The 15051-nt window shown below is 63.7% G+C and carries 15 protein-coding genes; 9 read left to right on the top strand and 6 right to left on the bottom strand.

The window, feature by feature from the left end:
* Positions 1-25: 25 nt before the first annotated feature.
* Positions 26-2083 carry a TPM domain-containing protein gene (locus LRQ04_RS13445; protein WP_235520642.1) on the bottom strand — a complete coding sequence of 686 codons (2058 nt, stop codon included), beginning with the start codon at positions 2081-2083 and terminating at the stop codon, positions 26-28.
* Between the two features lie 321 nt (positions 2084-2404).
* On the opposite strand from LRQ04_RS13445, the gene LRQ04_RS13440 reads away from it, so the two are divergent.
* From LRQ04_RS13440 to LRQ04_RS13415, 6 genes are all read left to right on the top strand, one after another.
* Positions 2405-4051 (top strand): S1C family serine protease, encoded by a 1647-nt coding sequence (locus LRQ04_RS13440; protein WP_235520641.1) that lies wholly within the window; start codon positions 2405-2407, stop codon positions 4049-4051.
* A 237-nt stretch (positions 4052-4288) separates the two neighbouring features.
* On the top strand, positions 4289-5092 hold the full coding sequence (locus tag LRQ04_RS13435) for an electron transfer flavoprotein subunit beta/FixA family protein (RefSeq protein WP_235520640.1): 804 nt from the start codon (positions 4289-4291) through the stop codon (positions 5090-5092).
* A gap of 13 nt (positions 5093-5105) precedes the next feature.
* A complete protein-coding gene (locus LRQ04_RS13430; RefSeq protein WP_235520639.1) occupies positions 5106-6059 on the top strand; it encodes an electron transfer flavoprotein subunit alpha/FixB family protein in 954 nt (317 codons plus the stop codon).
* Positions 6060-6064: 5 nt separating this feature from the next.
* The gene (locus LRQ04_RS13425) at positions 6065-6844 is read left to right on the top strand and encodes a PIG-L deacetylase family protein (RefSeq protein WP_235520638.1); all 780 of its coding nucleotides are present in this window, start codon (positions 6065-6067) and stop codon (positions 6842-6844) included.
* A gap of 74 nt (positions 6845-6918) precedes the next feature.
* A complete protein-coding gene (locus LRQ04_RS13420; RefSeq protein ID WP_235520637.1) occupies positions 6919-7464 on the top strand; it encodes a gluconokinase in 546 nt (181 codons plus the stop codon).
* Positions 7461-8864: a gluconate:H+ symporter gene (locus tag LRQ04_RS13415; RefSeq protein ID WP_235520636.1), complete on the top strand. Its 1404-nt coding sequence runs from the start codon at positions 7461-7463 to the stop codon at positions 8862-8864. Before LRQ04_RS13420 ends, LRQ04_RS13415 begins: the two co-directional genes overlap by 4 nt.
* Positions 8865-8950: 86 nt before the next feature.
* Here the strand turns inward: LRQ04_RS13415 and LRQ04_RS13410 are convergent, their stop codons facing one another.
* From LRQ04_RS13410 to LRQ04_RS13395, 4 genes are all read right to left on the bottom strand, one after another.
* Positions 8951-9781 (bottom strand): anti-sigma factor domain-containing protein, encoded by an 831-nt coding sequence (locus tag LRQ04_RS13410; RefSeq protein WP_235520635.1) that lies wholly within the window; start codon positions 9779-9781, stop codon positions 8951-8953.
* Complete coding sequence (gene sigK, locus LRQ04_RS13405) at positions 9774-10499, bottom strand: ECF RNA polymerase sigma factor SigK (protein ID WP_374111521.1); 726 nt, start codon at positions 10497-10499, stop codon at positions 9774-9776. Before sigK ends, LRQ04_RS13410 begins: the two co-directional genes overlap by 8 nt.
* A gap of 78 nt (positions 10500-10577) precedes the next feature.
* Positions 10578-11045: a tRNA (cytidine(34)-2'-O)-methyltransferase gene (locus LRQ04_RS13400; RefSeq protein WP_211714220.1), complete on the bottom strand. Its 468-nt coding sequence runs from the start codon at positions 11043-11045 to the stop codon at positions 10578-10580.
* Between the two features lie 43 nt (positions 11046-11088).
* On the bottom strand, positions 11089-12027 hold the full coding sequence (locus tag LRQ04_RS13395; RefSeq protein WP_235520633.1) for a J domain-containing protein: 939 nt from the start codon (positions 12025-12027) through the stop codon (positions 11089-11091).
* Positions 12028-12138: 111 nt separating this feature from the next.
* On the opposite strand from LRQ04_RS13395, the gene LRQ04_RS13390 reads away from it, so the two are divergent.
* Together LRQ04_RS13390 and LRQ04_RS13385 are read left to right on the top strand one after the other, a co-directional pair.
* Positions 12139-13080 carry a diacylglycerol kinase family protein gene (locus LRQ04_RS13390; protein WP_374198942.1) on the top strand — a complete coding sequence of 314 codons (942 nt, stop codon included), beginning with the start codon at positions 12139-12141 and terminating at the stop codon, positions 13078-13080.
* Positions 13081-13155: 75 nt separating this feature from the next.
* Positions 13156-13827, top strand: a complete 672-nt coding sequence (locus tag LRQ04_RS13385; protein WP_235520631.1) for a hypothetical protein — start codon at positions 13156-13158, stop codon at positions 13825-13827.
* A 20-nt stretch (positions 13828-13847) separates the two neighbouring features.
* Here the strand turns inward: LRQ04_RS13385 and LRQ04_RS13380 are convergent, their stop codons facing one another.
* Positions 13848-14264, bottom strand: coding sequence for a hypothetical protein (locus tag LRQ04_RS13380; protein ID WP_235520630.1), 417 nt, complete (start codon positions 14262-14264; stop codon positions 13848-13850).
* Between the two features lie 89 nt (positions 14265-14353).
* On the opposite strand from LRQ04_RS13380, the gene LRQ04_RS13375 reads away from it, so the two are divergent.
* Positions 14354-15049 carry a metalloregulator ArsR/SmtB family transcription factor gene (locus tag LRQ04_RS13375; RefSeq protein ID WP_235520629.1) on the top strand — a complete coding sequence of 232 codons (696 nt, stop codon included), beginning with the start codon at positions 14354-14356 and terminating at the stop codon, positions 15047-15049.
* Positions 15050-15051 lie beyond the last annotated feature (2 nt).

Raw genomic sequence — 15051 nt, 5'->3', positions numbered from 1 at the left:
CACGGACCCCGCTTAGTTTGTAGGTCTAGAAGCTGCCGGAATCGCCGCCACCGAAGTCGCCGCCACCGCCACCGAAGTCGCCACCGCCCGAGTCGCCGCCGAAGAAGCCTCCGCCGCCCCCGCCGTCGTTGTGGCCACCACCCCAGCCACCCCCGCCGCCGTTGAGGATGGAGTTGATGAGGATTCCGCCGAGGATGGCGCCGCCGAGGCCACCACCGCCGCCTCCGCCGCCGCCGAACATTCCACCACGACCGTAACCTTGGTCTGCGTAGCCGAACTGGTCAACGTCGGACTGTGCGAGCTGAGCTGCCTGCGCGGCGAGGGAGTGTGCCTGCTGGGCGTAGGTCAGGGCCGTTACGGGATCATTGCGGGAGATGGACAAGGCGTAGTCGAGGTTTCGCTGTGCTTCGGCCAGTCGGGTACGGGCTTCTGTGCCTACGCCGCCGCGTCGAGCGGTGATGTAGTCCGAGGTAGCGCTGATTTGGGCCTGTGCCGCCATGATGGTTTGCTGCAGCGAGGCCTGGGCGCGCCGGGCCTGTTCCTGCTGGTCCCGGATACCCGTCAACGACTGGTCCAGGACCTGATGGGCCGACTCAACGCGGCTGAGCGTGGCGATGGGATCGATCTTGCCGCCCTGAATCTCTGCTTTGACCTGCGCCAAGGCAGATTCCACGCCAGCCACCGGGCCGGCCAGCTCGGGGTGTGCACCGGACTGGATCATCGCACGTGCCTGGGCAAGGTCCTGGCTGGTCTCTGCCACGGCGCCGTCAAGCGACGCGCGGGCTTCATCCAGGCTTCCCGCAGTCTTGGATATTGCTTCGATCAGGATGTTCGTCTGGTGCAGGCTCTCCTCGGCAGCGCGGACGGCCACCGCCGCCATGCTGTTCTCACCTGCAGCCAGTTTCTCCTGTGCGGTGGAAGCGGCGTTCTGTACAAACGCGAGGCGCTCCTTGGCCTGGAGAATGTTGTCCGAAACCTGGGTCAAAGCGGTTTCGGCGTACTTGGCACGAAGTCCTTCAAGGGATTGCTCCGCGCTGGCGATCCTGGCGTCAGCGTCCTTGGCCCCTGCCGAGACGGCTGCCAGAGCCTGCGGCGCGGTCTTTTCCAGCTCGCGCAGGGAGTCGAAATCCGCCTTTTGGTCGCGGAGTGATGCCAAGGCGGCCTCGGACCGGCGAATGATCTCTCCAAGCCAGGTCCGCTGCTGCTCTTCGGTGTCCGGGATATGGTCGTCGAGCTGCTGCTGCAGCTTGAACGACTCGGTCATGTGGTTCTTGGCCTCTTCCAGGGCCTTGGTGAAGTTGCCGATTGCGGAATCGCCATACTGTGCCTGCGCGAAGCCGAGTTCCTGCTCGCTCGACTTGATGGCATCATCGGCTTCAATCAACAGCGAACCGCTCTTCTGCCTCAACTCGGGGATGCTCAGGCCAGCCAACGGGTCAAGCTGTTCGCCCTGCGGACCGTAACTTGCACTGACTGCCTTGGTGCCGGCCTTCTTGCGGCGGTTCCGGAGGTAGAGGTAGGTTCCTGCGCCACCAGCAGCAACGGCGCCGACGCCAACCAGGACGCCGACACCTGCGTTGCCGCTGGGCACAGTTCCGCTGCCGCCGCCGGCTGCATCGCCGATAGCGGCTGCAGTATCAATCGCGGCCTGGGCATAGTCCTTCTTGCCACCTGCCAGGTTGGCCGTCACAGCGTTCTGAGTGATGTTGGCCTGCTTGGAGGCGATCGAACTCGCAGAGTTCACCACGAAGTTGTACTGACCTGCTGCAGAGATGGCCAGAACGGCGTCTGCTTTGCCCATCTTCTTGGCCGTAGCTACGGCCTGTGTCCAGGCTTTGGGATCGGAAGGATTCGTGAACGAGTCCACCGTCACCACGTACAGGTTGTACTTGTGGTCCTTAAGTGTCTTTTGAATTGCGTCCTGGACTTCACCCTTGCGGCTGCCCAGGAGATTCGCATCATCCACGATGTTCTGCCCCGACGGTATCGTTACGGGATCGGCAGCAAAAGCCGCGCCGGCCGGGAAGGCCAACACTCCAGCCACGCCAACGACAGCGAGTACGCGTTTAAATATTGACCGCATGTGCAACCCTTCAGCACGTCTGCGACTGGAACAAGGCGTACCAATCGTCACAGAATGCTCAGCGCCCCCACGCATGGTGTAAAGCCGCAGGTCGCTGTGGCAATTCCTCTTGATTCTATGGTGCACCCCATAGCCCGTCCACAGCGGTGAATATGCCACCAGCGAAATATAGGAGAAAGCGTGGCTGTTGGCACGTTTAGGGCAATCCAAGGAACCCCTGCACCGCTCGCCCTGCCCTTTCAGGAAGCTCCCAGCGAACGTCCGCTTTTGTTCCAGTGAATGGGTACATAGTTGATGAAGACGAGGACGAAAGGAAGACCCATGACGGAGAACCCAGCGCAGGGCACCGCCCCAGAGAACCGTGAGCCGTCTGAGCCACGGGCCACTTCGGGCGAGCACAACGATGCCAACGCTACCCAGCAGCAGCCTGCCTGGACTTCAGGCCAGGGCGGAGCACAACCAACAACTCCCATTCCGGCATATCAGCCGCCAGCCGGACAGCATCAGCCGCCGGCCGGACAGCACCAGCCGACGGCGCCGAACCCCCACTACTACGGCGCCCAACAGGGCCCGGCCCAAGGGGCTCAGCCCGGTGCGCAGCACCAAGCCCCAACGCAGCGTCCTGCGTACCCCTCGCAGCAGCCGTTCTACGGCGGGGGACAGGCCAACAACCCGGGCTCGCATTTCAGCAACGCCCAGGGACCCCATCAGGGACCTGGATCGCAGCACACACCTGGACAGTCGACCGCGGTCACTACCAAACGCAAGCCGGCTTTCGGCGTCGGGACCCTGGTCGCGAGCATGCTCGCCGCTGGCTTGATTGGCGGCGGCGTGGTGGCTGGAAGCAACGCGTTGTGGGACAACAACACCTCACCTGCGGCCTCGACGGGCAGCCAGTCCAGCACGGTCATCGTGAACAACAAGGACGACGTCAACGTCATCACCGCAGCAGCCGCCAAGGCCTCGCCCAGCGTGGTGACCATCAAGGCAACCAGTGGCAACGAAGGCGGTACGGGCTCCGGCATCATCCTCGATGACAAGGGCCACATCCTGACCAACACCCACGTGGTCACCTTGGACGGAGCGACGTCCAACGCGGCGATCGAGGTACGGACCAGCGATGGCAAGGTGCTCAAAGCCACGGTCGTAGGCACAGATCCTCTGTCAGATCTGGCCGTCATCAAGGTGGACGACGCCTCGGGCCTGGTTCCGGCGGCGTTGGGTGACTCTTCCAAGATCAACGTGGGGGACACCGCCGTCGCGATCGGTTCGCCGCTGGGCCTGACCGGGACTGTCACGGACGGCATCGTTTCGACCCTGAACCGCACCATCAGCGTGGCTTCGTCGGCCGCGCCGAAGGAGGGCACGGACAATTCCCAAGGCGGCGGACAGGGCTTCCAATTCGCCCCTCCAGGCGGTGGCCAGAGCCAGTCCACGGCGAATGAGGGATCCATCTCCATCAACGTGATCCAGACTGACGCCGCGATCAACCCGGGTAACTCCGGCGGCGCCCTGGTCAACAGCAAGGGTGAAATCATTGGCGTGAACGTCGCGATCGCTTCCGCCGGCAGCGGCACCTCCAGTTCTTCCAGCGGCAACATCGGCGTGGGCTTCAGCATCCCGATCAACCATGCCAAGCGCGTGGCCCAGGAGATTATCGATACCGGCAAGGCCAGCCACGGCCAGTTCGGCGTCTCGGTGCGGGCCAAGTCCTCCACGGGCAGTGACTCGAGCTTCTCGGTCGGTGCCGAGGTTGCTTCGGTGACGTCGGGCTCCGCCGCCGCGAAGGCCGGGCTGAAAGTGGGCGACGTCGTTACCAAGTTCGGGGACTACGCGGTCAGCGACCCCAACCAGCTCACGGCAGCGGTCCGGGAGCAGCCGGCGGGCGCCAAGGTGAAGGTGACCATCCTCCGCGGCGGCCAGTCGCAGGAGGTTGAAGTTACCCTCGACGCGGCTGCCCAGCAGTAAGCGCGCAGCAACAGCAGGAAAAGCCAAGTACGACGGCGGGCCGCACCCTTCGGTGTTGCCCGCTTCGTCGTTGCACCCGGCCGTTTGGCCCGAAACAGGGGTTAACGCTGGGAGTGGAATTCCGTGGGCAATATGCTTAGCTAGGACGAGCCCACGCGCTGGGCAATTCACGGCCACGCTTCTGCGTTTGGCCGTCCACAAGCATGGAAGGCTGCTTCGAAGACAGTGGAAGAGACATTGAAGATTGTCGTTCTGGTCAAGCACGTCCCGGACGCGCAGTTCGACCGGCACATCACCGGCCCAGACAACACAACCGACCGTGACGAGAGCATCCTGTCCGAACTGGATGAGTACGCCCTCGAGGCCGCGCTGCAGCTCGCTGAAGAGCGTGGCGGCCCCAAAGCCGGCAACGAGGTCATTGCCTTGAGCATGGGTCCTTCGGGAGCCGTTAATGCCGTCAAGAAATCCCTCCAGATCGGAGCGTATTCGGGCGTCCACCTGAGTGACGAAGCGCTGGCCGGCTCGGATGCGGCGGCTACGTCGCTTGCCCTTGCCGCCGCCATTGAGCACCTTTCGGCTGACGGCCGTCCGGTGGACCTTGTCCTGACGGGCATGGCATCGACCGATGGCGAGACCTCGCTTGTTCCGGCGCAGCTGGCCGAGCGGTTGTCGTACCCACAGGTGACCTTCGCGTCGAGCCTGGAGGTTTCGGGCGGTCAGGTCCGCGCACGCCGTGACGCCGGCCACTTTTCGGAGACTGTCGAAGCGGGCCTTCCGGCCGTCGTTTCGGTCACCGACCAGATCAACGAGCCCCGGTACCCCAACTTCAAGGGAATCCTGGCGGCCAAGAAAAAGAAGATCGCTTCCCTGACGCTGTCCGATATTGGGCTGGATCCCTCCCAGGTCGGCCTGGCCGGCTCCTGGACAGTGGTGGAATCGGCGGATGCGCGTCCACCCCGGACCGCAGGCACCATCATCACAGACGAAGGCGACGCCGGCATCAAGCTGGTCGACTTCCTGGCCGCACAGAAGCTGCTCTAAGGGGATCCCAACCATGGCAAATGCACTTGTTTTCATTGACAACCCGGGAGCGGCTCTCAAGAAGAGCAGCCTGGAGCTCCTGACCATCGCCCGTTCGCTGGGGGAGACCGCCGTCGCAATTACCGGTGAACTGACCGACGACGTCGCGGCCACCTTGGGTGCCTACGGTGCCTCTGCGGTGTACCAGCCGTCGCTGGCGAACCTTGACGAATACCTTGTTGGGCCGAAGGCCGCTTACCTTGCGGCAGCCGTCGACGCTTCGGGAGCCACCGCAGTGCTTCTCGACAACTCGCCAGAGGGCAAGGAAATTGCGGGCCGGCTCGGCATCAAACTCAGCGCAGGTGTTATCACGGATGTCGTGGGCGTCGAAGCTGACGGCACTGCGCACAAGTCTGTGCTGGCCGGTTCCTACACCACCACTGCCAAGGCCACGACGCCGGTCACGGTGTTGTCGGTGAAGGCCAATAACGTTGAGCCGGCTCCGGTTGGTGCTACCGCTGTCCCGACGACCACCACGGTGGATGTACCGGCCGATGCAGCAGCGAACTCTGCCCGCATCGCGGCCCGCACCGAAAAGCCGGTCAGTGGGCGGCCGGACCTCAGCGAAGCCAGGATCGTTGTTGCCGGCGGACGCGGCGTGGACGGGGACTTCGGTCCACTTGAAGAGCTTGCAGATGCTTTGGGTGCCGCGGTGGGTGCATCCCGTGCCGCCACCGACGCCGGCTGGATCGGTCACGATGCCCAGGTCGGCCAGACCGGTGTCACGGTGTCTCCGCAGCTGTACATCTCCGCCGGCATATCCGGGGCCATCCAGCAGAAGGCCGGAATGCAGACCTCCAAGGTCATCGTTGCCATCAACAAGGACGCCGAGTCTCCGGTGTTCGAGATCGCGGATTATGGCATCATCGGTGACCTTTTCAAGGTCCTTCCGCAGGCAACCGCAGAAATCAAGAAGCGGAAAGGCTGATCGCTTTGCCTACTGACGTCCCGTCAGCAAAGAGCCCGTTCGATGCCTCCACGGAGCGTGTCGAGCGGGTGCTTTGTTTTACCGCCCATCCTGACGACATCGATTTTGGCGCTGCGGGCACCATCGCAGCCTGGACGGCAGCCGGTGTCGAGGTCAGCTACTGCATCATGACCGACGGCGATGCCGGTGGATTCGATCCTGTGGACCGGGAACGCATCATCGAGTTGCGGGCCGAGGAGCAGAAGCGGGCCGCTGCTTTGGTTGGTGTCACTGACATCCATTACCTTCACGAGCGCGACGGCTACCTTGAACCGACTCACGGCGTCATCAAGCAGGTGGTGAAGCTGATCCGTGAGATCCGGCCGGACATCGTCTTGACCATGCATCCGGAGCGGAACTGGGACCGCCTCCAGAAGAGCCACCCCGACCACCTTGCGGCAGGGGAAGCGGTGACCCGGGCCGTGTATCCGGCGGTGGAGAATCCCTTCGCTTATCCGGAACTGGCGGAGGTCGGGCTCGAGGCCTACAAGCTGCCGTGGCTCTGGTTTATCTCGAGCCCGGAGGCCCGGGAGAACCACTTCGTGGATGTCTCGGCCCACGTTTCCGCCAAGCTCGACGCCATCCGGGTCCACGCGAGCCAGCATCCGGATGTCGAGGCGATGGAGAGGGTGGTCCGCGGCCTGATGGTCGCTAACGGACAGCGTGCCAGACTGCCGGAGGGGACCAGCGCCGAGGGCTTCCATGTGGTGTCCGTCAATGGATCCAGCACCATAGCAGGCTTCTGATATTGCCGGGATGTAACCCGTGTCATATGCTTGATCTCGGTTAAATCATATTTATTCGAGGAAGGCAGACTTTGATGGCGAAGACTGCGCAACAACCCGTACTGGTGATTATGGGAGTCTCCGGTTCCGGCAAATCGACTGTGGCCGGTGTTCTCGCCGGGAAGCTGGGATGGGATCTCGCCGAGGGCGACGACCTTCATCCCGAAGCCAACGTCGCCAAGATGCAGTCGGGGCTCGCCCTCACTGATGAGGACCGTTGGCCCTGGCTGGACATTATTTCGGACTGGATCCGTCAGCGCACGGACGCCGGAACCCCGGCAATCATTACGTGCTCGGCACTGAAAAAGAAGTACCGCGACGTTCTTCGCGGCGAAGGCGTGGTGTTCGTATTCCTGCAAGGAAGCAAGGACAAGATTTCTGACCGCCTGGCTTCCAGGCACGGGCACTTCATGCCGCCCTCGCTTCTGGAATCGCAGTTTGACGCACTGGAGGAACCCACCGACGACGAGAACTACATCTCGCTGTGCGTTTCCGCCTCGCCGGCCGAGGAAGCTGACGAAGTCATCGAGCGGCTTGGTCTTCGCCCCGCGGGCGCCAGTACCGGAACGAGCGCCTCGTGAAGGCCCTGGAAGCTGCGACGGAAGTGCAGCAATGGACCGCGCACGACACCCAGCTCCTGGTAGTTGCGGCGCTGGGAATCGCCCTGATCGTGGTGCTGATCGCAAAGCTCAAAATGCACCCGTTCCTTTCACTTGTCCTGGGCTCAGCCTTTGTTGGGCTGGCGTCAGGGGTGGAGCTGGGGAAGGTCATCACCAACTTCGAGGACGGCGTGGGCGGTGTCCTGAAGGAAGTCGGTCTGCTGATTGCCCTTGGCGCCATGCTCGGGAAGTTGCTCGCCGATTCCGGCGGTGCCAACCGGGTTGTTGATACGTTGCTGGCCAAGGCCAGCGGTAACAAGCTGGTCTGGATGATCACCCTGGTTGCCGTCATCATCGGCCTGCCCATGTTCTTCGAGATCGGGCTCGTCCTGCTGCTGCCGGTCATCGTGCTGGTCACCCAGCGATCCAAGATGAAGCTGATGCGCATCGCCATCCCGGCCCTTGCCGGCCTGTCGGTGCTTCACGGCCTGGTGCCACCGCACCCGGGACCGCTCATTGCCATCAGCGCAGTGAAAGCGGAGCTCGGAACAACGCTGGGCCTGGGCATTTTGGTGGCGATCCCCACCGTAATCATCTGTGGTCCCCTCTTCTCACGCCTTGCAGCCCGTTGGGTCCCCGTGGACGCTCCGGCCGTTGCTGGTGGCATTGACACCCAGCACACGGCGGACCTGAGCGACGTCAAGCGCCCGCCTTCCTTTGGCGTGACTCTGCTGACCATCATCTTCCCGGTTGTCCTGATGCTCCTGAAGGCCTTGGGTGGCATCATTTGGCCGGACGCCGCAACTGCGCCCGGCATCAGGATCTTCTTCGACTTCGTCGGCCAGCCGCTGGTAGCCATGACCCTTGCAGTGCTCCTGGCAATCGTTACCTTCGGCTACGCCGTGGGATTCACCGGAACCAGGATCACGGCCAAACTGGGGGAGAGCCTTGGCCCCATCGCAGCCATCCTCCTCATTGTGGGTGCAGGCGGCGGTTTCAAGCAGACGCTCATCGGTGCCGGAGTGGGAGACGCCGTCAAGAAGTGGGCAGAAGGGGCCAACATGTCGGTCCTGGTGCTGGGCTTCATTGTCGCTGTGGCCCTCCGCCTGGCCACTGGTTCGGCAACGGTCGCCACGGTCACGGCAGCCGGTATCGTCGCGCCTCTCGCCAGCAGCCTGAGCCCAACCCATGCAGCTCTGCTTGCGTTGGCGATCGGCGCCGGCTCGCTGTTCCTCTCGCATGTCAACGACGCCGGATTCTGGTTGGTCAAGGAACTGTTCGGCCTCACTGTCGGGCAAACGTTCAAGACGTGGTCGGTCATGGAGACCTTGATTTCCGTGGTTGGATTCGGCTTCGTGATGCTGCTGTCGCTGGTGTTATAGCTTCCGGAACGCATTAAGACGCCGACGGCGGCCGCCCCTTGTTGGTGGGGCGGCCGCCGTCGGGCGTTAAATCAGCGCGTCAGCGCTCAAGCAGACAACGCCACTACGAGCACGGGGGCTGTGGTGGGTGCTTTTGACCCGCCTGCCGGTTCCACGGTAATCGCGACCGAGGAAGCCGAGGAGAGGCCCTTCACAACGGCTGGCTTTGAGAGCGTCTGGGCGTCCATGGTGCCTTGGGGCACGGGGGCGGATCCGTCCTTTGGGAGCGTCCACAGCTGATAGACCTTGCCCTCGGGTGCAGGTGCTACGCCATTCATCAGGACCACAAAGGAGTCCTTGGCCGAGGACGCCGAGATGGTGGCTGTGCCGCCGCCGGGAACCGCTGCAGACTGCTTCTGGACATCCTGTGCCTGGAGGACCTGGTTGACGGGATCATTCTGGGCGGAGACATAAGACCCCACACCAATCCCACCCAGGGCAAGCGCCGCGGCGGCTGCCGCTCCTACGATCCATCGGCGCGCGCCACCATTGCGGCGTTCTTCGCGCTTTGCCCTGGCGGCCGCGAGATCGTCGACGGCGGGCCCGGCCACCGCAGGCGCTGCGGGCGCGGAGACGGGCTCCGTGGCAGCGTCCTTGGTGATGCGGTCCATGATGTTCCCGAAAAGTCCGGCAGGCGGCTCTTCCTCGGGCGCAAAGCTGACCGCAAGGGTCTCGCGGGCTTCACGGACCCGCTCCAGGAATTCGGGAGCTTCCGGCGCGTCCTTGACGTACTCATCGATCATGGCCCGTTCATCGTCACTGACGGCGTCCAGGGCATAGATCTCAGCCAATTCGAGGACCCGGCCCTCGGCGAGGTCGGTAGCAATGTCGTTGGCAAACATTCTGCGGATAAAGCCTCCACCAGTGTTCTCACTCAAAGGAACCCACCCCCAGGCAGGTCTTCAGGCGCAGCAGTCCGTCGCGGATGCGGGACTTGATCGTGGGAACGGCGGCGCCAAGGTGCTCGGCCACTTCCCTGTAGGTCAGGCCGCCGTAGTAGGCGAGCCGGACCGACTCGCGCTGGGTGTCAGTCAAGGTGCCAAGGCATCGGCTGACGGCCTCGGCTTCGAGGTTGCTGTCCGCTTCCTCTGCCACCACGTCCCTGTCCGGGTCCAAGCTGGCTGCGCCGTATTTGGCCTCACGGTCCGTTGCGGACTGCACGGAACGCACCCGATCAATGGCGCGACGATGCGCGATGGTCATGAGCCAGGCCAGCGGAGTTCCTGCGGCACGGTCAAACTTTGCTGCGCCTTCCCATACCTGGATGAAGACTTCCTGGGTGGCGTCTTCGCTGAGGTCCGGGTCAATCAGGACCCGCTTGGCCATGCCGAATACCCTCCGCGAAGTGAGACGGTAGAACTCTGCGAAGGCCTGCTGGTCTCCTGCGGCCACAAGGTTGAGCAGGCCGGTGAGCTGCGAGTTCAGGTCTGTCGCAGTATCGGCCGGCTCGACCACCGGAACGGAGGGTTTGTTGGGGATGTCCATCACCGTCCAGCATATGTTGTCCCGTTTGAATCGCGCAGCATGAGCCGCTGGTGTTGTGGGCGCGGCGGGACGGTGCCTTGCTGCCATCACGCTGGTCTGCTGCACGCTCACGTAGGCTCCCTCAATGAATATCCGGGCCAGGGGTTGTCCCTGCATAAGGTATTCGGTGCTGTGGGGTCCTTGGATGGGCTAGAGTTTGGCGCCCGCGAATCCGTTTTGCCGCCAGGCCTCGAAGACTGCGATCGAGGCCGCGTTGGCCAGGTTCAGTGAGCGGAGGGAAGGCTTCATGGGCAGGCGTACACGTGCGGTGACGTGGGGATCCTGCTTGAGCCATTCCGGCAAGCCCACGGACTCGGGGCCGAACATCAGGACGTCCCCTTCGCGGTAGCTGATGTCCGTGTAGGACGTTTCGCCGTCGGCGGTGTAGGCGAAGACGCGCTCCGGCTGCAGGGCCGACCACGCGGCGTCGATGTCCTTGTGGACAGTCACGACAGCCAGGTCGTGGTAATCGAGGCCGGCGCGGCGCAGCTTGGCGTCGGAGAAGTCGAAACCCAAGGGCTCCACCAAATGGAGCTCAGCCCCGGTGATGGCCGCCAGGCGGATAGCGTTGCCCGTATTGCCCGGGATTTCTGGAGTGTGGAAAAGGATGCGGAACACTGTCCCATCTTAGTCAGGGGCCCGGAGGAGCTACTGATTGGGCTTAGTGCATCCCGCGGAGGAGGCGTGCCAACACCGGGACTACAACGGTGTTGGGTGCGGGGCCGGAGCTGAGGAACTGCTTCAAGCCCCGAGCCAGACCGGCGCCATTGACCACTTCCACCGGGTTGTGGGTGGACTGGCCCTTGCCGTACTGGTCGATGACCGGTTCGTGGAGGTTCCCGTCCGGACTGTGCAGGACCACCCAGCCGGTGACGTTCAGTTCAGGGAAGATCTCCTGCATATGGCGGACGATGTGAGCCAGTTGCGGGGGAGCAACGGAACGTCCGCCATGCCGCAGCGATTGTCCGTCCCACGCATAGGCGCCTTTGGGCAGCAGCATGGAGCCCACCAGGGCAAGCCGGTAGCCCGACAGGACAGCGTGGTCGATGTGGTTGTTGTCCGACGGCGACCGGAGACCGTTGATCAGGCGGGCGGCGGGGATAGCGGTCAGGACTTGCCTGCTGATGAGCTGGACCGTTCGCATCTCGCGCTGGATGCGCGCTTCGGCGCCAAAGATGCCGCGTTTGCGGGGTATGCCGTGGACTTGCCGGGCCGCCTCTGCCGCGGAGATAAGGGGAACCTCGTTGGGGTCCTCAAAGCCGGGGACGTAGACCGGGGGATCGCCGGCTGTGTTTCGTTGGGCTTGGGGCCGTTTGATGTTGGTGGTCGGACCCGGAGCGGACGCGCCCGTGTAATCGCCTGGCCGCGGCTGGCTGACACCCGACGCTCCGCTGGCATAGCGGCGGTCATATTCTGCCCTGCGCTGTGGATCGATCAATGTCTCGTAGGCCAAGGTCACCCGCCGGAACATTTCCGCTTCTCCGCCGTGATCGGGGTGTGCCTTGCGGGCGGCCTTGCGGTAGGCCACTTTGATCTCCTTGTCCGTTGCCGTGACGGAGACACGGAGAACCTGATAGTGCGAACTGCTGCCCTCGGCCAAGCACGGGCCCTTCTCTTATGACGGTCCGCGCAAGACAGGCGCGGCACTGGCAAGTTTATCCAGCTACGTGGTGAACGAGTGCAGGAGGGTGCGTGGTTCCCGGCTGGCATAATGCAGGCTGTGACGTCACCCGCCCTTCCCGTCCCTTCCTCCGGCGCATCGGGACATATTGTCCTGGCAATAAATCCTGCTGCTTCCTTCGGCCGTACCCGCCATGCCGGGCACCAGGCCGCAGGGTGTTTCCGCGCCGCAGGCTGGGACGTCGTCGTGCTCGAAGCTGAAGATTATGGCGCCCTGGCTGACATGGTGGACCGCGCGCTGGGCGGGACGGGTGTGGCTGCGTTGGTGGTGGTGGGAGGCGATGGCATGGTCCACCTGGGCGTCAATGCCCTTGCTGGCAAGGACATTCCATTGGGTATCGTCCCCAGCGGTACCGGCAATGACGTGGCGCGCTTGTTGAACCTGCCCCTCCATGACACCACCGCCGCGTGTAGGCAGGCGCTGGCCGCGCTGGCGTTCGATGGGCGGAAGATCGACGTCGGACGGGTCACCGTGGAGGGTCGTACCACCTGCTTTGCAGGGGTGCTCTCAGCGGGATTCGATGCAGCAGTCAATGAACGGGCCAATTCCTGGCGTTGGCCGCGGGGAAAGAACCGATACAACCTGGCGATGCTGCGTGAGCTTGTCTCCTTCGGTCCGATCGAATATCGGGTGACTGCAGACGGCCGGCAGTGGAGGCAGCGGGCGTTGTTGATCTCCGTGGCCAACGGGCAATCGATCGGTGGCGGGATGAGGATCACCCCGGAAGCCGCCCCTGACGATGGATGGTTGGACCTGTTCGTGGTGCGGCCGCTTTCCAGGCTGCGCTTCCTGGCTGTGTTCCCCAAGGTGTTTGCGGGAAACCATACCGACCACCCGGCAGTACAGATACGTAGGGTGAGGCAGGTGCGGCTGGAGGCTGCTGGTGTCGTTGCTTATGCCGACGGCGAGAGGCTGGGCGAATTGCCTGTCGATGTGGAAGTGGTGCCTGGCGGCTTGCGCGTCCTCGCCTGAGCGGTAGCCGGATAGACTCGATCGCGTCAGGGCCGCGGGCCGGGGCCGGGAAAGCCGGAAGGGGCTTGAGCGACAGTGTCAGGGAATGTTCGACGGCGGTTGGCCGGGTCGGCTGCCATCGCCGCCGTAGGTGTCCTGTTGGCCTCTTGCAGCGTCAACGTCCCGGATCCGGAAGCGCCGAAGCCCTCGCCGTCGGAGTCCACGCTTTCGACCCCCACCATTACGCCCGGGCACGATGCGGAGGCCGTGGCTGCCAAGGACCTTCCCATGACTGCAGGAAGCACCTTGGCTTCGGGGGATCCTGTGACGGTCTCCAGCCGGATGGAGGAGGTGCCCGGGTGGTCACTGGTTCATTCGGGCCTGCAGGGCGAAGTCCGGTACCAAAGGACTGATGGATGCGCGTTGGCAATCCGGGTTAGCGTCAACCAGGGCCCTCTGGTGGTCCCAGGCGACGACAACGCTTCAACCAGGGCCTTGTTCCAATACCTGGATCCCGGGATCGCCGCCGAGACTCTGAAGCCCGCCTCACTTCGATGGGGAGGAGACGCTGACAAACCGCAGCACAGTGTAGAGTTCCTCGCCCTGGACTCCTCATCTCCCGGAGGGACCGCGGCGCTGGTGCTGGCAAGGCTGTTCAGTGCGCCGGCGTCCTCGGTGTACATCTCCCTCGCTTGTCCGAATCCAGGAGCGCTCGCGAGCGCGCGGGCGGAGATGGTTTCCAAGCTGGCAGTGGTTCCCCCGTCCTGAGCGGCTTGCCCGGCTGGGTCCTAGCCTTGCGGTGCTCGGGCTGTGGCGAGGCGGTTCAGCGCCAATGCTCCTATGAGGAGGCCGAAATCCCTCAGCGCAACATCGAAGAACGCGCCAAGGACCAAAAGGTTGACGATGATGCCGAGCAGCCAGGCGGCAACCATCAAAGAGCCTACGCGCGGACGCACAGCGACCAGGAACCCGGCGACTACCTCCACCACGCCCACCCCATACATGAAGACTTGCGCAGGCACCGGTACCACGGCCGTGGCAACGGGAGCGAGGTAGTGGGTCCACTCCGTCAGGAGGTTGGTGAACTTGTCGAGGCCGAAAACCACGGGTGCGACCGTAAAGACGGTCCGTAGCAGGATGAACGCCTGCCGGTCGGGATTGCGGCGAAATGTGGCCCGCGGCATTGCTGTTGTTGAGGTTTCCATGACTCATCCTTTCTAAAAATAGATACCTTGATTTTAGAACCGCAGGATTCTTAAATCAATGAATCTACTTTTAGAGATAAGCTGTTCCCATGGGCGCAACCGACTTCCCCTGGATCCGAAAAATCGCCGCCGTAGCCTCCTTGGGGGAGGAGAACCGCCGGGCGCTGTACCAGTACGTGCTGGCATCGGGTGAAGCCGTTGGCCGGGACCAGGCTGCCACGGCCCTTGGACTATCGCGAAGCACGGCGTCCTTCCATCTGGACCGGCTGGTGGACGACGGGCTTCTTCGCGCAGAGTTCAAAAGGCCGGGAGGTAAAACCGGTCCCGGGTCCGGGCGGCCCGCCAAGCTCTACAGGCCCACACTCGATGAAGTCGGCGCCTCGGTTCCGCAGCGGAGCTACGACCTTGCCGGCCACCTCATGGCTTCCGCGATTGCCCACTCCGCGGCGGAGGGAGTTCCGGTCTCACATGCCCTTCTCGATGTGGCCGATGCCTCCGGCAGGGAGGCCGGTCGATCGGGTGACTTCATTGGCGCACTCGCCGACTGCGGCTACCAGCCAACGCCCGACGACGCCGGCGGGTACCGGCTGCTCAACTGCCCCTTCCATCGACTCTCCCGGGACCACTCAGAGGTGGTTTGCCCCATGAACGGGGCCTTCCTGCGGGGTGTGGCGGTGACGTCCGGTGCCGACCCGTCAACGGTGGTGGGAGACACAGGGCCCGGACATTGCTGCGCCAGGATCACCCGCCACATTGACGACTCCGGCCACGACGCGGCCCGGTAGAA

The sequence above is a fragment of the Paenarthrobacter sp. AR 02 genome (assembly GCF_021538675.1).
GTDB lineage: Bacteria > Actinomycetota > Actinomycetes > Actinomycetales > Micrococcaceae > Arthrobacter.
The sequence above is the reverse complement of the archived record's forward strand: the minus strand, read 5'-3'. Positions and strand labels throughout refer to the sequence as shown.